This is a genomic window from Leisingera daeponensis DSM 23529 (genome assembly GCF_000473145.1).
GTDB classification, from domain to species: Bacteria; Pseudomonadota; Alphaproteobacteria; order Rhodobacterales; family Rhodobacteraceae; genus Leisingera; species Leisingera daeponensis.
In genome coordinates this window covers 3,437,899-3,455,293 of sequence record NZ_KI421500.1, presented here as the reverse complement: position 1 = coordinate 3,455,293, position 17,395 = coordinate 3,437,899, and the positions used below count along the sequence as shown (strand labels likewise).

The 17,395-nt window shown below is 64.5% G+C and carries 17 protein-coding genes; 10 read left to right on the top strand and 7 right to left on the bottom strand.

Annotated elements, in window-relative coordinates:
* Positions 1-12: 12 nt before the first annotated feature.
* Together DAEP_RS0117360 and miaB are read right to left on the bottom strand one after the other, a co-directional pair.
* The gene (locus tag DAEP_RS0117360) at positions 13-591 is read right to left on the bottom strand and encodes an OmpA family protein (RefSeq protein ID WP_036760809.1); all 579 of its coding nucleotides are present in this window, start codon (positions 589-591) and stop codon (positions 13-15) included.
* A gap of 279 nt (positions 592-870) precedes the next feature.
* Entirely contained in the window at positions 871-2,193 is a 1,323-nt protein-coding gene (gene miaB, locus DAEP_RS0117355) for a tRNA (N6-isopentenyl adenosine(37)-C2)-methylthiotransferase MiaB (RefSeq protein WP_027245558.1), read from the bottom strand.
* A gap of 126 nt (positions 2,194-2,319) precedes the next feature.
* On the opposite strand from miaB, the gene DAEP_RS0117350 reads away from it, so the two are divergent.
* On the top strand, positions 2,320-3,189 hold the full coding sequence (locus DAEP_RS0117350) for a glycosyltransferase family 2 protein (protein WP_027245557.1): 870 nt from the start codon (positions 2,320-2,322) through the stop codon (positions 3,187-3,189).
* A 148-nt stretch (positions 3,190-3,337) separates the two neighbouring features.
* Positions 3,338-4,021 carry a histidine utilization transcriptional repressor HutC gene (locus DAEP_RS0117345; RefSeq protein WP_245595113.1) on the top strand — a complete coding sequence of 228 codons (684 nt, stop codon included), beginning with the start codon at positions 3,338-3,340 and terminating at the stop codon, positions 4,019-4,021.
* Positions 4,022-4,096: 75 nt separating this feature from the next.
* On the opposite strand, the gene DAEP_RS0117340 is transcribed toward DAEP_RS0117345, so the two are convergent.
* Positions 4,097-5,470 carry an ammonium transporter gene (locus tag DAEP_RS0117340; protein WP_027245555.1) on the bottom strand — a complete coding sequence of 458 codons (1,374 nt, stop codon included), beginning with the start codon at positions 5,468-5,470 and terminating at the stop codon, positions 4,097-4,099.
* A gap of 380 nt (positions 5,471-5,850) precedes the next feature.
* The gene (locus tag DAEP_RS0117335) at positions 5,851-6,567 is read right to left on the bottom strand and encodes an SDR family NAD(P)-dependent oxidoreductase (RefSeq protein ID WP_027245554.1); all 717 of its coding nucleotides are present in this window, start codon (positions 6,565-6,567) and stop codon (positions 5,851-5,853) included.
* A gap of 220 nt (positions 6,568-6,787) precedes the next feature.
* Here DAEP_RS0117335 and DAEP_RS0117330 point away from each other — a divergent pair, with 220 nt between their 5' ends.
* Positions 6,788-7,342 carry a sigma-70 family RNA polymerase sigma factor gene (locus tag DAEP_RS0117330; protein ID WP_027245553.1) on the top strand — a complete coding sequence of 185 codons (555 nt, stop codon included), beginning with the start codon at positions 6,788-6,790 and terminating at the stop codon, positions 7,340-7,342.
* Positions 7,343-7,978, top strand: coding sequence for a ChrR family anti-sigma-E factor (locus tag DAEP_RS0117325; RefSeq protein ID WP_008555851.1), 636 nt, complete (start codon positions 7,343-7,345; stop codon positions 7,976-7,978). It abuts the gene before it with no gap.
* Between the two features lie 39 nt (positions 7,979-8,017).
* Here the strand turns inward: DAEP_RS0117325 and DAEP_RS0117320 are convergent, their stop codons facing one another.
* Both DAEP_RS0117320 and DAEP_RS0117315 read right to left on the bottom strand, forming a co-directional pair.
* Positions 8,018-8,743 (bottom strand): SDR family NAD(P)-dependent oxidoreductase, encoded by a 726-nt coding sequence (locus tag DAEP_RS0117320; protein ID WP_027245552.1) that lies wholly within the window; start codon positions 8,741-8,743, stop codon positions 8,018-8,020.
* A complete protein-coding gene (locus DAEP_RS0117315) occupies positions 8,740-9,510 on the bottom strand; it encodes a DUF1365 domain-containing protein (protein ID WP_027245551.1) in 771 nt (256 codons plus the stop codon). The genes DAEP_RS0117320 and DAEP_RS0117315 overlap by 4 nt, the downstream gene beginning before the upstream one ends.
* 124 nt (positions 9,511-9,634) lie before the next feature.
* On the opposite strand from DAEP_RS0117315, the gene DAEP_RS0117310 reads away from it, so the two are divergent.
* The 6 genes from DAEP_RS0117310 to DAEP_RS0117285 are packed head-to-tail and all read left to right on the top strand — an operon-like array spanning position 9,635 to position 15,904.
* Positions 9,635-10,984 (top strand): NAD(P)/FAD-dependent oxidoreductase, encoded by a 1,350-nt coding sequence (locus tag DAEP_RS0117310; protein WP_027245550.1) that lies wholly within the window; start codon positions 9,635-9,637, stop codon positions 10,982-10,984.
* A complete protein-coding gene (locus DAEP_RS0117305; protein WP_027245549.1) occupies positions 10,923-12,080 on the top strand; it encodes an SAM-dependent methyltransferase in 1,158 nt (385 codons plus the stop codon). The genes DAEP_RS0117310 and DAEP_RS0117305 overlap by 62 nt, the downstream gene beginning before the upstream one ends.
* Positions 12,073-12,564, top strand: coding sequence for a hypothetical protein (locus DAEP_RS0117300; RefSeq protein ID WP_027245548.1), 492 nt, complete (start codon positions 12,073-12,075; stop codon positions 12,562-12,564). Before DAEP_RS0117305 ends, DAEP_RS0117300 begins: the two co-directional genes overlap by 8 nt.
* A gap of 2 nt (positions 12,565-12,566) precedes the next feature.
* A complete protein-coding gene (locus DAEP_RS0117295; RefSeq protein ID WP_027245547.1) occupies positions 12,567-13,793 on the top strand; it encodes an MFS transporter in 1,227 nt (408 codons plus the stop codon).
* Positions 13,790-14,338 (top strand): DUF3833 family protein, encoded by a 549-nt coding sequence (locus DAEP_RS0117290; protein WP_027245546.1) that lies wholly within the window; start codon positions 13,790-13,792, stop codon positions 14,336-14,338. The genes DAEP_RS0117295 and DAEP_RS0117290 overlap by 4 nt, the downstream gene beginning before the upstream one ends.
* 18 nt (positions 14,339-14,356) lie before the next feature.
* Positions 14,357-15,904 carry a cryptochrome/photolyase family protein gene (locus DAEP_RS0117285; protein WP_027245545.1) on the top strand — a complete coding sequence of 516 codons (1,548 nt, stop codon included), beginning with the start codon at positions 14,357-14,359 and terminating at the stop codon, positions 15,902-15,904.
* 38 nt (positions 15,905-15,942) lie between these two features.
* Here DAEP_RS0117285 and phnY read toward each other — a convergent pair whose 3' ends face one another.
* On the bottom strand, positions 15,943-17,391 hold the full coding sequence (phnY, locus tag DAEP_RS0117280; RefSeq protein WP_027245544.1) for a phosphonoacetaldehyde dehydrogenase: 1,449 nt from the start codon (positions 17,389-17,391) through the stop codon (positions 15,943-15,945).
* Between the last annotated feature and the right edge of the window lie 4 nt (positions 17,392-17,395).

Sequence of the window (17,395 nt, the reverse complement as noted above, 5' to 3'; positions counted from 1 at the left end):
GTCACTCTCCCCTCAGCGCAGGCAATAGATTTCGACACGGCGGTTCTTTGCCATGTTGGCGGCGCTGGTGTTGGGCACCTGCGGCTCACGCTCGCCGTAGGCGCGGATGTCGTTGACATGTGCGCCCGCCGAACGGGCCACCTGTGCCACCGCATTGGCGCGGCGCTGCGACAGGCCGATGTTGTATTCGTCCGAGGCGCGGCTGTCGGTGTGCCCGGCAATCACAAAGGAGCGGGCGCCGTTCGACTGGGCCTTCTGGAAGAATTCGGTCAGGCGCTTGCGGCCAGCGGCATTGATCTGGTGCTTGTTGGTGGCAAAGAACTGGTCGGACGGCATCACGCCGCAGATGCTGCCGCGGCGGCAGACCGGCTTGCCGTCGGGGGTGACATGCGGCGTCATGAAGCCCTCGGCGCCATCGTCCATCACCCAATGCTCGCAGCCGTCCGGGTCGACCCAGATGGTGGGCACGTAGCGTTCGCCCTTGATTGTCCGCTGCTGCGACTGCGCGCCGACGGGCGCGGCGGCGATGCTGAGCGCGGCCGTGGCAGCGGCAGCCAGCGCAATCACCTTGTTCAATTTGATTATCGACACAACCAGATTTCCTTCACCTCAGTTCCTTAGGGTGTGAGCCGCGTTGGTGCCCACCGCTCAGGCTTGGCAGCAGAACTATCTGAACTTGATACGGTATACCTGTTAAATTTCTCTTTTTTTCCGCGTGCGTTGATTGTGCGCCACGGATACCGGGCGCACGCGGAGCGGATTGTTGCAGAAGGAAGTGCGGAAAGAATACGCCCGGCCCGCGCCCGAAGGGCCGCGGCGGGCCTGCAGAAACCGGCCCGCCGCAAGAGATTCACTGTTGCGGCGGCAGGCTTAGCCGATCAGTTCGCCCGCCAGGGAGTTTGCGCCCGAGGAGACGATCCGGACCCGCGCCAGCTCTCCGGCGTCCCGGTTGCAATCGGCGACGTGGACGGCGTGGAGGTAATCGGATTTGCCCACCATCTGGCCCGGCAGGCGGCCGGGCTTCTCAAACAGCACGCCAACCTCGCGGCCGACCATACTGTCCTGCACTTCGCGCTGCTGCCGGGTGAGCAGGGCTTGCAGGCGCTGAAGCCGTTCGTCTGCCGCAGCGGGGTCGACCTGCGCGCGCTCCGCCGCCGGGGTGCCGGGACGGGTCGAGTACTTGAAGGAATAGGCGGTGCCGTATTTCACCTCTTCCACCAGGTCCATGGTGGCCTGGAAGTCCTCTTCGGTTTCTTCCGGGAAGCCGACGATGAAATCGCCGGAGATCAGGATGTCAGGACGCGCCGCGCGGATGCGCTCGATCAGCCGGATGTAGCTTTCGGCGGTGTGCGAGCGGTTCATCCGCTTGAGGATCTTGTCGGAGCCCGCCTGCACCGGCAGGTGCAGATAGGGCATCAGCTTGGCGCAGGTGCCATGCGCCTCGATCAGGTCGTCCTGCATGTCATTGGGGTGGGAAGTGGTGAAGCGGATGCGCTCCAGCCCGTCGATCTTGTCCAGCTCCCAGATCAGCTGCGCCAGGGTCAGGTCGCCGTTGGGGCCGGCGCCGTGGTAGGCGTTCACATTCTGCCCCAAAAGAGTGATCTCGCGCACGCCGCGCTCCACCAGGTCCTGGGCTTCGCGCAGGATGCGGTCCGCCGGGCGCGACACTTCGGCGCCGCGGGTATAGGGCACCACGCAGAAGGCGCAGAACTTGTCGCAGCCTTCCTGCACGGTCAGAAACGCGGTCGGGCCGCGCTTGGCCTTGGGGCGGTTCTTCAGCTTCTCGAACTTGTCTTCCTCGGGGAAATCGGTGTCCAGCACCTTCTGCCCCGCGCGGGTCTTCGCTTCCATCTCCGGCAGCCGGTGATAGCTTTGCGGGCCGACCACCAGATCGACCAGCGGCTGGCGGCGCATGATCTCCTCGCCCTCGGCCTGGGCGACGCAGCCCGCGACACCGATTTTCAGGTCCGGCTTCTGCGCTTTCAGCCCCTTGAAGCGGCCCAGTTCGGAATAGACCTTTTCCGCCGCCTTTTCCCGGATGTGGCAGGTGTTCAGCAGGATCATGTCGGCGTCGTCGGCGGATTTGGTCTCGACATAGCCCTCGCCGCCCAGCGCTTCGGCCATGCGTTCGCTGTCATAGACATTCATCTGACAGCCATAAGTCTTGATAAAAAGCTTTTTCGGGGCGCTCATGAGTCTCAGCCTTTTAGCCTGATCCGGGGTCAGCGGCCTGCCATACAGGCAAATGCCGGTGCTTGCAATGATGCCGGAATTACCCGATTTTGGCCGCAAAGGCCAGAAAGGCAGGGGCAGACGGGCATGATGCATTCTTCGCTGGAGGATTTCCTGAAGCAGGGCAAGGTGCTCTTGGCCAAAGGCCCGGTGGCGCTGGTGTTCATCGAGGATGAGGTGGAGATTGCAACCACCCTGCGCCACCACCTGCAATGCGGCTTCACAACGGTGGCCGCGCTGATGCCGGATGCCTTCGACCTGCCGCAGGACGTGCGCGCCAAGGTGCACCGGGTGCCGTTTGACTGCGGGCCGGAGGGCGCGGTCACCGAGGCTGTCAACGCGGTGATTGCGGCGGCGCAGCCGGGCTGCTGGCTCTATTACTGCTACAATGCGGAATACCTGTTCTATCCGTTCTGCGAAACCCGCAGCATCGGCGAGATGCTGACCTTTCACACCGAGGAGCGGCGCGATGCGATGCTCAGCTATGTGATTGATCTTTACGCGGGCGATCTGGACAGCTGCCCCGGTGCGGTGTCGCTGGAAAATGCCCATCTGGACAAGTCCGGCTATTACGCGCAGTCGCGCGTCGACCCCGCAACCGGCCACCCGTACGAGCGGCAGCTGGACTTTTTCGGCGGCGTGCGCTGGCGGTTCGAGGAGCACATCCCCCCGGCCAGCCGCAAGATCGACCGGATTTCGCTGTTCCGGGCCAAACCGGGGCTGAAGCTGCAGCAGGGCCATATTTTCAACGATCAGGAATACAACACCTATGCCTGCCCCTGGCATCACAACCTGACCGCTGCCGTCTGCTCCTTCCGCACCGCCAAGGCGCTGAAGCGCAATCCCGGCTCCACCTTTGATATCGCAACCTTCCGCTGGCACAATTCCGCGCCGTTCGAGTGGCACTCGCGCCAGTTGCTGGATCTGGGGCTGATGGAACCCGGTCAGTGGTTCTGAGCGGCTGACGCCCGGCAAGCCCCCCCTGCCCGCGCGCCCAGGCCGCAGGGACGGATGCCGCTTCCCTGCCCGGGGATTATGTGTATTCTTATAGGTGATAAATTTCTTTATGACCCTGAGAGGCACCATGGCAGCACCGCGCCAGAACATGAGCTACCGGGATATCAAGCAGGTCGTTCTTGACCGGATCCAGAACCGGATCTGGGCACCCGACAGCCTGCTGCCGAGCGAGACCGAGCTGGCAGAGGAGTTTTCCAGCACCCGCACCACCGTCAACCGGGCGCTGCGGGAGCTGGCGGAGGAAGGCTTCCTGGAACGCAAGCGCAAGGCGGGCACAAGGGTGCTGAATTCGCCGGTGCGCAAGGCGCAGTTCTCGATCCCGCTGGTGCGGGATGAGATTGCCGGAACCGGCGCGGAGTACCGCTATGCGCTGGTGGAGCGCAGCGTGGCCGCCGCCCCGGCCTGGCTGTCGGCGCGGCTTGATCTGCCGCAGGGCCAGGAGGTGCTGCATGTCAGGTGCATGCATTATGCGGACAATGCGCCCTTTCAGTACGAGGTCCGCTGGGTGATCCCGGACAGCGTGCCGGAGATCCTGGAGGCGGATTTTTCGCAGTCAGGCCCGAATGACTGGCTGGTGCAGAAAGTGCCGTTCACCAATCTGGAGCTGAGCTTCATGGCCACCAAGGCGGATCAATCGGTGGCGGAGTTTCTGGATGCGCCTCTCGGGGATCCTGTGTTCACCGCGGAACGGATCACCTGGCTGCGCGGCAGCCCGGTGACGCTGGCCAAACTGTACTTTGCGCCGGGCTACAAGCTGACCACGCATCTTTGATGCCCGGGCGGGAGCCGGCCCGGTCATGAAAAAAGGCTCCGGCAGATGCCGGAGCCTTTGCGGGTGCGGGCGGGATCAGGCGTTCTGCGCGCTGTCCGCATGGGTGAGCACGTCAGGCTCCAGATCCCATATCTTGCCGTCCAGGCCCTCGATCTGGTCGTCCTCATGCACCCGCAGGCCCACGGTGCGCTCCAGGATGAAGGACAGGATCAGCGCCGTGACCACGCCGGTGCCGATGCAGGCAGCCGTGCCCGCCAGTTGCATCACCAGCGAGATTTCCCCGTGCTGGAACGCATAGGCGCCCTCCTCGATGCCGAAGTAGCCGCCGCGCGGAGTGCCAGCCTTGAAAATCCCCAGCACGATCATTCCGAAGACGCCGGCGCCCAGGAACAGCGGGAACAGCTTATGCTCGTCAATGCCGCGCTTCAGCGTGAACTCATACACCGCGTAGGCCACAAACGGCGCCGCAAGGCCAACGATGAAAGCCTGCCAGGGCAGGTAGACATCGAAACCCGACGCCCCGGCGACATAGCCCGCCAGAGGGCCAAGCAGGGTATAGGCGTATTTGCCGGTCGAATAGGCAATCAGCAGGCCGGTGATCGCGCCGCCGGCCCAGACCATCGCATAGTTGTTGATTGCGATGCCGACGCTGGTGTCGGCCATGGTGACGCTGACCGCCAGTGCTTCGGGATCAAAGAAGAACAGGCAGGACAGGATCACCATCGGCAGGCCCGCAAAGATCAGCAAAAGGCCCGGCGCGCACAGGCCGATGCTGGGCGCCAGATAGGCCGAGATCCGCGGGTGCGGTGCCATCATGCCGGGGCGCGCGCCCAGTTTCGGCGTGAACACCAGCGCCATGCCCGCAGGGAACAGATACACAAAGCCAACGCCGAAGAAGTCATGGAAGCCCGCATTGGTCAGCGGCCCGACCGACCCCCAGGTTGCCCAGCTGAGCGCCGAGGACACAACGGTCGCCACGATGCAGGTGATGAAATAGGCCGGGGCCTTCATCCGCTCGGACACCGCGAAGTGCAGCAGGATGTTGATGATCCCGGCAAACACCGCCAGGAAGAAGATGAAGATCTGGAAGGTGTTCAGCCCCGGAAAGGTCCCCGGATCGGTATGGTGCGCCAGGGCGTTTGTCATCGCGCCGCCCAGCCACCAGTCATTGATGGAATCCATCATGGTCGCGCCTTCCATGATGTAATACTGCCCGGCCCACAGGCCGAACCCGATGATGTAGTAGGTGGCAAAGCCGAGGAAGAAGCCCAGCGTCTTTTCGATGGTCGAGTTGAACAGGTTCCTGCGGCGCGCGGTGCCCGCGTCGATCAGCAGAAGCCCGACAACCACCAGGATTGCCCCGACGATCCCCGATGCGTACAGAATGTTCTGCACCAGCGAGTTCAGAGTGACTTGCTGAGCAAATATTGTGCTCACGTCCAATGACATTTGAATTTTCCTCCCGGTTCATTGCCATTTTTGCCGAGTGTGTTGCCTCGGCTTTTTGTCTCCCGGCGTGCGCAGCCGCGACAGGCGGGGCGGGCCGGTGTTCAGCGCACCAGATCAGGGCCGATGTGCGGACTCATCTGGTCTCAAGAGAATGATGCGAGGAAGAAGGCGCATCACAAAGACATTTTTTATTTTCCGGAAATGTTTTTTACCCAGAGTGCGCATTTGCGGCGATGCCTGCCGCATACGGCCAGGCAGACGGCGGCCTTGTGCCAGAAATTTGAGCTCCGCTTCCGCGACGGGGGTGCCAGCCCTCGACCACGCCCCCGCCATAAGCCCCCGGGACAGGCCTTCGGGGCAGATCTGGCGCTGGCGGCCGGTCAGGGGTCGATAAGGCTGCCGTCCCAGGCGAAACACTGGCCGCTGTGCTCAGGTGTCAGGGTGGTGATCACATCCAGCATCCGGGACACCGCATACTGCGGCGAGAAGCGTTTCTCCGGGGCGACGTTGCGCAGGAAGGGCTGAGACAGGCCGCTTTCCACCGTGCCGGGATGCAGCCCGGCGGCAATGGCCTGCGGGTTGCGGCGGCGGATTTCGATCGCGGCATTGCGGATGATCATGTTCAGGGCGGCCTTGGACGCCCGGTAGGAGTACCAGCCGCCCAGATGGTTGTCTGAGATACTGCCGACCCGGGCGGACAGGGCGGCGAAGACCCCCCGCCGGTCCCGCGGCAGCAGCGGCAGGAAATGCTTGGCGGTCAGGGCCGGGGCGACCGTGTTGGCGGTGAACAGCGCCAGGAGTTTTTCGGCGCTCAGCTCCCGCAGCGACTTTTCCGGCATCATATCCCCCTGATGCAGGATTCCCCCCGCCACGATCATCAGATCAACCGCGCCCGCCTTGGCGACCTGTTCTGCCGCGGCTTTCAGGCTTTCCTCGTCCAGATAATCCACCTGCAGCCTATGCACGCCCTCCGGGACGGGGGCATCCGGGTTGCGCGACAGGCTGTGGATGCGGGCGTGCGGGTATTTGCGGGCCAGTTCGCCGACAAAGGCTGACCCGATCGCCCCGGACCCGCCGCTGACAACAATATTGCGCATAAGCAGTCACTTTCCTGAAAACCGTTTGCAGCGGTTACGCGCCGCTGCCGCAGGCGGATCAGTTTGCCTGGGCGGACGGCATCTGCCCCGCGTAAAAATTGCAGCAGCCCGTGATCCAACTTTCCCAGCGCTCCGTAACCGGACTATGCTGACACTAAACTTGGATAGGCCGCCCGGGAATACCGCTGTGCTTCGGGCATCCCCTGAGGGCAAAGCAGTAGTGTCAAAAGACAAAACCTATTCGCAGCTGACCGTCTGGCTTCTGGCTGTGCGCGACCATCGGGACCGCGCGGCGTTCGGCGACATGTTCGATTTCCTGGCCCCGCGCCTCAAAGGGTTCATCATCCGCTGCGGCGCGCGGCCTGCCCTGGCCGAGGAGATTGTTCAGGACGTCATGCTGACGATCTGGCGCAAGGCGGCGATGTTTGACCCGCACAAGGCGCAGGCGTCGGCGTGGATCTACCAGATCGCCCGCAACCGCCATATAGATATCGTCCGCAAGGAAAGCCGGCCGGTGCCCGATGAACTGGGCGAGGATCCCGGAACCGAGCCCGACGCCAGCCAGATCCTTGCTTTGGAGCAAGAGGCCCTGCACCTGAAGCAAGCGATCCAGCAGCTTCACCCCGATCAGAAGGAGATGATCGAAAAGGCCTATATCGGGGATTTGACCCATCAGGAGATCAGCACCCAGACGGGCTTGCCCTTGGGAACAGTAAAGTCGCGTATCCGCCTTGGCCTTGGGCGGCTGCGCAAGGAACTAAAAGGATTGCGTTGAATGCCTGCAATCACACATCACATCCCCGATCCGATGATCGCGGCCTATGCGTCCGGCAGCCTGCCGCACGCCTATTCCATGGTTGTCGCCAGCCACCTGTCCTATTGCCGCGACTGCCAGGCGGCGCTTGGCGCGCATCAGGCGGTTGGGGGCGCGCTGCTGGAAACGTCCGCTTGCGCGGCCTTGGCGCAGGACGCAAAGCCGAAACTGATGGCGCGGCTGGACGCCCCCGCAGCGCCGGAGCCGGTGTATGACGCTGCCGGAATCTACCCCGGGCCGGTGATGCAGTCGCTGAAAGGGCGGCCGCTGCGCTGGAAGACACTGGGCATGGGGGTGAAACAGGACATCCTGTTCGAAGATGCGGCGGGATCCGCCCGGCTGCTGTATATCCCTGCGGGGCAGGCGGTGCCGGATCACAGCCACAACGGGCTGGAGCTGACGCTGGTGCTGCAGGGCAGCTTCAGCGACGAGACCGGGCGGTTTGGTGTGGGCGATGTCGAAATCGGCGACGAAGACCTGGATCACACGCCGGTTGCAGATCCCGGCGATCCCTGCATCTGCCTGGCGGCCACCGACGCGCCGCTGCGGTTCAAGGCGCTGATGCCGCGCCTGCTGCAGCCGCTGTTCCGGATCTGAGGCCCGCACGCCGGGACGCCGCCCGTGCGGCGGCCCGGCTTATTTGCCGCGGTAGACCAGCCAGTCGGGCAGCAGCTCAAACGCCCGGATCGCATAGGAAAACGGGCGCGGGAAATCCGTCCGGAACCGGCGCGAGCGCATCGCGGACACCACGTGCCCGGCGGCCTCCTCAGGCTCCATCAGCTGCGGCATCTTAAAGCTGTTCTTGTCCGTCAGACGGGTTTTGATGAAGCCCGGATTGACCACGCGGACGGTGACGCCGCTGTCCCTCAGGTCAAGGCGCATCGTTTCCGCCAGGCTGATCAGCGCCGCCTTGCTGGCGCCATAGCCGATGGAGGCCGGCAGCCCCCGGTAGCCCGCCAAGGACCCGACCAGGGTGATATCGCCGCGCCCGGCCTTCACGAACTCCGGCACGATCTGCCCCAGCACCCGCAGCGCCCCGGTGAAGTTCACATCGCTCATCCCCAGCACCGCGTCCGCATCCCAATTCTGGGTCCGCATCGGCTCGTAGGCGCCGGCGTTGTAGACCAGCGCATCCACCGGCCCGGCCCGGCGGTAAGCCTCTGCGACCGACTCCGCATCGGTCACATCCAGCGGCACCGCCTGCGCCTGTGTCAGCTCGCCTGCCAGCTCCTCCAGCGCGTCTTCGGACCGCGCCGACAAAATCAGCCGGGCCCCCTCCTGGTCCAGCTTCTGCGCCACCGCGCGCCCCAGCCCGTGACTGGCCCCGACCAGCCAGATGGTCTTGCCTGCAAAATCTGTCATGCTCCGCCTCCGGAAAATGTCGAACTGTCGGAAATCAGCGGCTTTGGCGGTGGCGGCTTGCGCAGGAACGGCGCCCGCTTGATCCAAAGCCTGAGCGCCTGCCAGTAAATCAGCGCCACCACGCGGGCCGCCCCGAAGGGCCTGCGCAGCGCGGCGCGCAGCAGGCCGCCGGATGTCACCGGGCGGCGCGCCCCCTCCAGCGTGGCAAGCACACCCTCGGCCCCGTTGGTATAGGAAATCCGGATATTGAACGCCTGTTCCGTCATCCCGAAGTTGAACCGGTAGCGCCCCGCGACCTGCTGAAACGGCGAGACATGCATCAGCTTCTCCGCCTCGATCACATCGCTGTGCAGGATCGGGCGGAAATCCGGATGCGCCGCGAAATAGCAGTGGCGGTGGCCGAAGGTGTTGTTCACCTCCGCAATGAAGGCGCGCGGACTGCCGTCCCTGACCGCAATCCAGAAACTCACCGGATTGAAATGGAACCACAGGAAGCTCGGCTGGGTCAGCAGCATCAGATGGGCGCCCTCCAAGGGAAAGCCGCGCCGCTCCAGCTCCTCCCGGAACCACAGGAGGCCGCGGCCGCGGCCGCGCGGGCCGCCGTGACGCCGGTCGTGGATCGAAAACAGGTTGAAGCGGTTGCGCGACAGCAGCGGCGGCGCGCCGCGGGTCATGTCGGTCAGAATATAATCCACCCCATAGCGGAAGGCGTTCTTCAGCCGCCCCCGGCGGGCATGAAACGTCTGTGCTGAAACATGCTCAATCATGCACAGGTTACGCAGCCGCCGCCGCCCCGGATCACCCGCACGCACAGTTTTATCGCGAATGCGGTGATCCGCTTTCTTGCCTGCGGCGTATCCGGTCCAAACAACAGCAAGGGAAAACCGACGCATGCTGGATCAAACTCAGGGGCCACGCCGCAAGATCGCCATCGCGGGAGGCGGCATTTCCGGACTGTCCGCGGCGTATTATCTGGCTGGCAGCCATGACGTCACCTTGTTTGAGGCCGCGCCCCGGCTGGGCGGCCATGCCCGCACGGTTCTGGCGGGCAAGAACGGCGATCAGCCGGTCGATACCGGCTTCATCGTGTTCAACTATGTCACCTACCCTTACCTCACCCGGCTGTTCCGCGAGCTCGACGTGCCGGTGATCAAAAGCGAGATGAGCTTTTGCGCCAGCATCGACAACGGCCGCCTGGAATACGGGCTGAACAGCCTGCGGATGCTGGCGGCGCAGAAGCGCAATCTGGTGCGCCCGCAGTTTCACAAGATGGTCGCGGACATCGTGCGTTTCGGAAAACGGGCCGAGGCCGCCGCCACCGATGACGACAAGACCATTGGCGAACTGGTGGAGGAACTGGGCCTGGGCAGCTGGTTCCGCGACCATTACCTAATGCCGATGTGCGGCGCGATCTGGTCGACCCCGGTCACCGACGTCGATGCCTTTCCGGCCAAGTCGCTGGTCCGTTTCTTCCGCAACCACGCGCTGCTGGCGGGCACCGGCAAGCACCAGTGGTGGACGGTCAAGGGCGGCAGCATCGAATACGTCCGCCGGCTGGAGGCGGCGCTGGTTGCGCGCGGCTGCGAGATCCGCACCGGCAGCCCGATCCGGCAGGTCACCCGGCAGGCGGGCGGCGTTTTGGTGCAGGCAGAGGGCGCAGACCCGCGCCTGTTCGATGACATCATCCTTGCCTGCCATTCCGATCAGGCGCTGGCCATTCTGGGGGCAGATGCCACACCGGCCGAGGCCGCAGCGCTGGGGGCGATCCGCTATCAGCCGAACACGGCGGTTCTGCATTGCGACGAAGGCCAGATGCCCAAGCGGCGCAGCTGCTGGTCCAGCTGGGCCTACCGCAGCCAGGACGGCGGCGTCGGCGTCACCTACTGGATGAACCGCCTGCAAAACATCCCCGAAAGCGACCCGCTGTTCGTGACCCTGAACCCGACCCGTCCCATTCCCGCGGAGAGGGTCTATGACACGGTGGAATTCTCGCACCCGGTCTTCGACAAGGCGGCGCTGCGTGCGCAGCACCAGATCCGGGCGATGCAGGGGCAGAACCGGACCTGGTTCGCCGGTGCCTACAACCGCCACGGCTTTCACGAAGACGGCATCGCCAGCGCCATGCGGATTGTCCGCATGATGAACTCTCTCACCTCCTCTCCGGTCAAAGGAACAGATCATGGCATTCACGGACAAAGCCCTTCAGTCGGAATTCCTGGACACCTGCGCGAGACTGCGTGAGGGCCGGCTGACGCTGCGCACCCCGGATGGCGCACGGTATGAATTCGGCGACAGCGGCCCCGAGGCTGAAATGCAGATCAACGACTGGGCCGCGGTTTCCGCGATGGCGGCGCACGGCCAGGTCGGTCTGGGCGAGACCTATGTGCAGGGCTTGTGGGACACCCCGTCGGTCGATGCCCTGATGCAGCTGGCGATGCGCAACCGGGATCACCTGGGCAGCTACGATCAGGCCAGCCCGCTGAACCGCGCCAAGTTCCGTATCGTCGACACCCTGCTGCGGGCCAATTCCAAACGCGGCGCGCGCAAGAACATCCGCGCCCATTACGATGTTGGCAATGAGTTCTACCAGCTGTGGCTGGACGACGGCATGACCTATTCCTCCGGCCTGTTCGGGGCGGAGGGCGACGACCTGGCGCAGGCGCAGACCCGCAAGAACGCCCGCATCCTGTCACGGCTGGGCGAGGGCGAACAGGTGCTGGAGATCGGCTGCGGCTGGGGCGGCTTTGCCGAACAGGCCAGTGCCGAAGGCCGCAATGTGACCGGCGTCACCATCTCCCGCAACCAGCACAGCTATGCCGAAAGCCGCCTGGACGGGCGCGCCGACATCCAGCTGCGCGATTACCGCGATATCGAGGGCAAGTTCTCCAGCATCGTCTCCATCGAGATGATCGAGGCCGTGGGAGAGCGGTATTGGCCCAGCTACTTCGCCAAGCTCAAAAGCAGCCTGGCCGAAGGCGGCCGGGTGCTGCTGCAGGCGATCACGGTGCGCGATGACTTCTTCCCGACCTACCGCACCTCCTCCGACTATATCCGCCAGTATGTCTTTCCCGGCGGCATGCTGCTGTCCGACCAGATGATCGCGCAGCAGGCAAGATCCGCCGGGCTGCAGGTCGCGGACAGTTTCGCCTTTGGCCAGGATTACGCCCGCACCTGCCGGATCTGGGCAGAGCGACTGGCCGCGCAGAAGCGCCGGATCGCGGAACTGGGACACGGCGAGGCGTTCTTCCGCAACTGGCAGTACTATCTGGAGATCTGCGCCGCCTCCTTTGCCATCGGCCACACCAACGTGGTGCAGGTGGAGCTGGCCCATGCGTAAGCTGTTGCTGACCCTCTGTTTTCTTGCGGTCCCGGCCGTCGGCTTTGCCTCCTCTGTACAGTCGCTGCTGCCGGGGGCCGAACAGCGCGGCGTTGCCACCTTCCGGCTGCTGGGCCTGCCGGTCTATCAGGCGCGGCTGTTCACGCCTGGCGCGGCTCCGCTGGACTGGTCGCAGGATTTCGGAATTGAGCTCACCTATCAGCGCAGGCTGAGCCAGGACGATCTGGTCGAAGCCACCCTGCGCGAAATGCGGCGCCTGGGGCAGCCCGCCCCGGCCCGCGCCCGGTTTGAGGCCTGTTTCCAGGCCGTCTCCCCCGGCGACCGGTATCTCGCCGTCAGCCAGGGGCCGGACCGGGTGAAATTCCTGCGTAACGGGCGCACCGCCTGCACCCTGAGCCAGCCCGGCATCAAGCGCGGTTTCATGTCGATCTTTGTCGGCGCAAACACCCGCTCCGCCCGGTTCACCCGCGCGCTGCTGGGCTGATGATGCTGTATCCCCGCGTCAGCCTCTATGCGATGATGCTCGCCTCGGCGGGGATCCCGCTTTATATTCACCTGCCGCAATTTGCCTCGGTGAATTTGGGGATCGGCCTGGGGGCGCTTGGCGGCATCCTGCTGTTGATCCGCCTGTTCGATCTGGTTCAGGACCCGCTGATCGGCTGGGCCATCGACCGCTGGCCGCAGGCGCAGCTTTGGTTTGCGCTGGCGGCGGCAGGCGGTCTGGCCGTCGGCTTTCCGCTGCTGTTTGGCCTGACAGCAGGCCCGCTGGTGGTGCCTAAGCTGGTCTTGATCCTGCTCTTGCTGTTCTCGGCCTACAGCCTTGGCATGATCCTGCTTTATGGCCGCAGTGCCACGCTGGCCAAACAATCCACCCCGCGCGAGCTGATGACGCTGGCCGCCTTCCGCGAGGCGGGGATGCTCAGCGGCGTGATCTTTGCCGCCATCGCGCCAGCGGTTCTTGTGGCGCTCGGAGCCGCGGGACAGGGCTATGCCGCCTTTGGCCTGACCCTCGGCGGCTTTGCCCTGCTGACCGCTGCGGCCACCCGGCCCATGTGGAGGCGACCGGCCGTCACCGGGCAGCCGCTGTCGGCGATGGCGCTGACCCAGGCCGGCGCGGTGCGCCTGCTGGCGCTGGCAGTGCTCAACAGCCTGCCGGTGGCGCTGACCTCCACCCTGTTCCTGTTCTTTGTCGAGGACCGGCTGAACCTGCCCGCCTACGCAGGGCCGCTGCTGGTGCTGTTTTTTCTCTGCGCCGGGCTCAGCGTGCCGCTGTGGGCGCGCCTCAGCCAGCGGATCGGCGCGAAACAAACCTTGCTGATCGCCATGCCGCTGGCCATTGCCAGCTTTGCCGGCGCAGCCTTTATGGGGCCGGGCAGTCTGCTGGGCTTTGCGGTGATCTGCGCGGTATCGGGCGCCACCCTGGGCGCTGACATGGTGCTGCTTCCCGCCATGTTCAGCATCGCGCTGACCCGCGCGGGCCTCAACGCCTCCGCTGCCTTCGGGATCTGGTCCTTTGCCGGCAAGCTGGCGCTGGCGCTGGCCGCCGCCCTGGCGCTGCCGCTGCTGGAGCAGCAGGGCTTCCAGCCCGGGGCAGACAACAGCCCGCAGGCGCTGAGCGCCCTGGCCCTGGCCTATGCCGTCCTGCCCTGCGTTTTGAAAACCGCCGCCTTCGCCTTTGCCCTGACGCTGCCATCAGAAAGAGCAACCGCATGAAACTCCTGACCCTCGCCCTCGCCCTCATCGTGCTTGTGATGATCGCGAAAACCTACCTGTTCAGCTTCCGCTTCCAGTCGCCGCAGGATTACGCGGACACCGGCCCGCAGTTCATCCTGACCAAGCACCTGTCCGGCGAGATCCTGTCGGAAGGGGTGATTTTCGGCCCCACCGGCAAGATGGCCAACAGCTTCACCGCCAAAATGGTGGGCGAATGGGACGGCGATACCGGCACGCTGAGCGAAGAGTTCACCTATTCCAACGGCGTCACCCAAAGCCGCAAATGGTTCCTCACCCTTGGGCCCGGCAATACCTTCACCGCCACCGCCGATGACCTGGCTGGAGAGGCGCAGGGCATCGTGTCCGGCGCCACCGTGCAGCTGACCTACGAGATCATCCTGCCCGAAAGCGCTGGCGGGCACACCCTTAAAGCCACCGACTGGCTGTATCTCACCGCGGACGGGGTGATCATGAACAAGTCCGAGATGCGCAAATTCGGCCTCAAGGTTGCGGAGCTGGTCGCCACCATGCGGCCTGCCAGCTAAGCCCTGCGGTGACACCCGATGACCTCCTCTGACGATCAGTCCGGCGGCCGCAGCCTCATCCTCATTCTGGGCGATCAGCTCAACCGCAACATCGCCGCGCTCAAGGACGCAGACCCTGACCGCGACATCGTCCTGATGGCGGAAGTTGCGGAGGAAGCCGGCTATGTCCAGCACCACAAGAAGAAGATCGCGTTCCTGTTTTCGGCAATGCGCCACTTTGCCAAGGCACTAATGGAGGACGGCTGGCAGGTGCATTACGTGCGGCTGGACGACCCGGAAAACACCGGCAGCCTGACTGGCGAGATCGACCGGCTGCGCGCGGCGCATGCGGTTGCCCGCGCGGTTGTGACCGAGCCCGGCGAATACCGGCTGAAAACTGCCCTTCAGGACTGGGCGGAGGCGGCGGAAATTCCCCTGAATATGCTGCAGGACAGCCGGTTCCTGTGCTCCCACGATCGGTTTGGCGAATGGGCCGAGGGGCGCAAACAGCTGCGGATGGAGTATTTCTACCGCGAGATGCGCCGCGAAACCGGGCTGCTGATGGACGGCGATGAGCCGGAGGGCGGCCAATGGAACTTCGACCACGAAAACCGCAAGCCCGCCGAAGTCGGCCTGACGCTGCCAAGGCCGCCGCAAACCACCCCGGATGAGATCACGGAGGAGGTTCTGGATCTGGTGGAGGAGCAGTTCGGCGATCACTTCGGCACCCTGCGCCCGTTCTGGTTTGCGGTGACCCGCGAGGATGCGCTGGCGGCACTGGAGCGCTTCGCCGGGGAGGCGCTGCCGGATTTCGGCGACTATCAGGATGCGATGCTGGAGGGGGAGAAGTTTCTCTACCACTCCGTCCTGTCGCAGTACATCAACGCGGGTCTGCTGGAGCCGCTGGAGGTCTGCCGCCGGGTGGAGCGGGCCTATTACGAGGGCGATGCCCCCCTCAATGCGGCCGAGGGGTTCATCCGCCAGATCATCGGCTGGCGCGAATATGTGCGCGGGATCTACTGGCGCAACATGCCGGGCTATACCGAACAGAACTTTCTGAAGGCCACCCGCCCCCTGCCCGGCTTCTACTGGACGGCTGAGACGGACATGGCCTGCGTGGCGGCCGCGGTCAGTCAAACCCGCGACGAGGCCTATGCGCATCACATCCAGCGGCTGATGGTGACGGGAAACTTCGCCATGCTGGCAGGCGTCGACCCGCATCAGGTGCACGAATGGTATCTGGCGGTTTACGCTGACGCCTATGAATGGGTGGAGGCCCCCAATGTGATCGGCATGAGCCAGTATGCCGACGGCGGCCTGCTGGGGTCGAAACCCTATGCCGCCAGCGGCAATTACATCAACAAGATGTCCGACCATTGCGCGGGCTGCCGCTACAGCGTGTCGAAGAAAACCGGCGAGGACGCCTGCCCGTTCAACCCGCTTTACTGGGATTTTCTGGTGCGCAACCGGGACAGGCTGCGCAACAATCCCCGCCTGAAGCGGGCCTACAGCACCTGGGACAGGATGTCCGGGTCGCGGCAGCAGGAATACCTGGACAGCGCGCAGAAGGTGCTGGACCGGCTTTGAGCGGCGGTGCGGGGCGCGGGCCCGGCCTAGGGCGGGGGTCAGTCCGGCCAGGGCAGCGAATAGGTCTTCACATTGGTGAAGAACTTCATCGCCTCGATCACCCCTTCCTTGACGCCGTTGCCGCTGTCCTTGATGCCGCCGAACGGGGACATTTCGATGCGGTAGCCGGGCTGCTCCCAGATGTTGCAGGTGCCGACGTCCAGCCCGTTGATAAAGGCAATCGCCCGGTTCAGATCGTTGGTGCAGACGCCCGAAGACAGGCCGAACTGGGTGGAGTTTGAGATCCGCATCACCTCTGCGTCGTCATCCGGCACCCGCACGATCGGGATGATCGGGCCAAAGGTCTCCTCCATCACCAGTTCGCTGCCGTGCGGCACCTTGTCCACGACGATCGGCGGCAGCAGCGCCCCCTGGCGGCCGGGGTGATAGAGGATTTCGGCACCCTCCCGTTCCGCCTGCAACACCCGGTTCTCGAACAGTTCGGCCGCCTGTTCATGGATCACGCAGCCCAGTTCCGTTTCAGGGTCCTGCGGATCGCCGAACCTGATCTTACGCGCCTTCTCCAGCACCATGGGCACGAAGCGGTCCGCAACGCTTTCCTGCACCAAGATGCGCTTGATGGCGGTGCAGCGCTGGCCGGAATTGCCGGTGGCGCCGGCCACGGCAATCGCCGCAGCCTTGTCCAGGTCGCCATCGCTGAGGTCATTCAGCACGATCAGCGGGTCGTTGCCCCCCAGCTCCAGCGCCTGCCGCTTGTAGACGCCCTTTTCGGCGATCATCTTGCCCACCGGCACGCCGCCGGTGAAGGTGATGATGTCGATATTGCCGTTGGTGATCATCTCATCACCGATGTCCTGCGGCCAGCCGGTCACCACCTGGAACATCTCCGGCGGCAGCCCCGCTTCATAGAGGATATCGGCCAGCGCGATGCAGGTCAGCGGCGTCAGCTCCGTCGGCTTGCAGACCATGCAGTTGTTGGTGGCAATCGCGGGCGCGACCTTGTGGCTGACCATGTTCAGAGGGTGGTTGAAAGGGGTAATGGCCGAGATCGCCCGGACCGGCTCGCGCTTGGTGAAGATCTTACGCGCCTTGCCGTTGTGGGTCAGGTCGCAGGAGAAGATCTCGCCATCATCCTTCAGCGCCTCTGCCGCCGCAAACTGGAAGACGTCCTGCGCCCGCTTGGTCTCATAGATCGCATGCTGGCGGCTGATGCCCAGCTCCAGCACCAGCCATTCGGCCAGCCAGCCGCGCTTCTCGCCGATCAGCTCGCCAGCCCGCTGCAGAATTCGGCTGCGCTCATAGCGGGTGAGCTTGGGCCTGTAGTTTGCCGCAATCTCAAACGCCATGCGGGCGTGTTCCGCCTGCCCCGCCGGCACGGTGCCGACCACCTCGCCGGTATAGGGGTAGCGGACCGGCACGGTTGCTTCGGTGAAAACGGCCTCGCCGCCGATGCGCATGCCCTCGTTGCGGATTTCGATACTGGTCATAGCG

What these genes read in the sequence shown, in the direction of transcription:
- miaB (WP_027245558.1), bottom strand. Translation starts at nt 2,193, where the DNA reads ATGAGCGCCCCGAAAAAGCTTTTTATCAAGACTTATGGCTGTCAGATG.
- DAEP_RS0117350 (WP_027245557.1), top strand. Translation starts at nt 2,320, where the DNA reads ATGATGCATTCTTCGCTGGAGGATTTCCTGAAGCAGGGCAAGGTGCTC.
- DAEP_RS0117345 (WP_245595113.1), top strand. Translation starts at nt 3,338, where the DNA reads ATGAGCTACCGGGATATCAAGCAGGTCGTTCTTGACCGGATCCAGAAC.
- DAEP_RS0117340 (WP_027245555.1), bottom strand. Translation starts at nt 5,470, where the DNA reads ATGTCATTGGACGTGAGCACAATATTTGCTCAGCAAGTCACTCTGAAC.
- DAEP_RS0117335 (WP_027245554.1), bottom strand. Translation starts at nt 6,567, where the DNA reads ATGCGCAATATTGTTGTCAGCGGCGGGTCCGGGGCGATCGGGTCAGCC.
- DAEP_RS0117325 (WP_008555851.1), top strand. Translation starts at nt 7,343, where the DNA reads ATGCCTGCAATCACACATCACATCCCCGATCCGATGATCGCGGCCTAT.
- DAEP_RS0117320 (WP_027245552.1), bottom strand. Translation starts at nt 8,743, where the DNA reads ATGACAGATTTTGCAGGCAAGACCATCTGGCTGGTCGGGGCCAGTCAC.
- DAEP_RS0117315 (WP_027245551.1), bottom strand. Translation starts at nt 9,510, where the DNA reads ATGATTGAGCATGTTTCAGCACAGACGTTTCATGCCCGCCGGGGGCGG.
- DAEP_RS0117310 (WP_027245550.1), top strand. Translation starts at nt 9,635, where the DNA reads ATGCTGGATCAAACTCAGGGGCCACGCCGCAAGATCGCCATCGCGGGA.
- DAEP_RS0117305 (WP_027245549.1), top strand. Translation starts at nt 10,923, where the DNA reads ATGGCATTCACGGACAAAGCCCTTCAGTCGGAATTCCTGGACACCTGC.
- DAEP_RS0117300 (WP_027245548.1), top strand. Translation starts at nt 12,073, where the DNA reads ATGCGTAAGCTGTTGCTGACCCTCTGTTTTCTTGCGGTCCCGGCCGTC.
- DAEP_RS0117295 (WP_027245547.1), top strand. Translation starts at nt 12,567, where the DNA reads ATGCTGTATCCCCGCGTCAGCCTCTATGCGATGATGCTCGCCTCGGCG.
- DAEP_RS0117290 (WP_027245546.1), top strand. Translation starts at nt 13,790, where the DNA reads ATGAAACTCCTGACCCTCGCCCTCGCCCTCATCGTGCTTGTGATGATC.
- DAEP_RS0117285 (WP_027245545.1), top strand. Translation starts at nt 14,357, where the DNA reads ATGACCTCCTCTGACGATCAGTCCGGCGGCCGCAGCCTCATCCTCATT.
- phnY (WP_027245544.1), bottom strand. Translation starts at nt 17,391, where the DNA reads ATGACCAGTATCGAAATCCGCAACGAGGGCATGCGCATCGGCGGCGAG.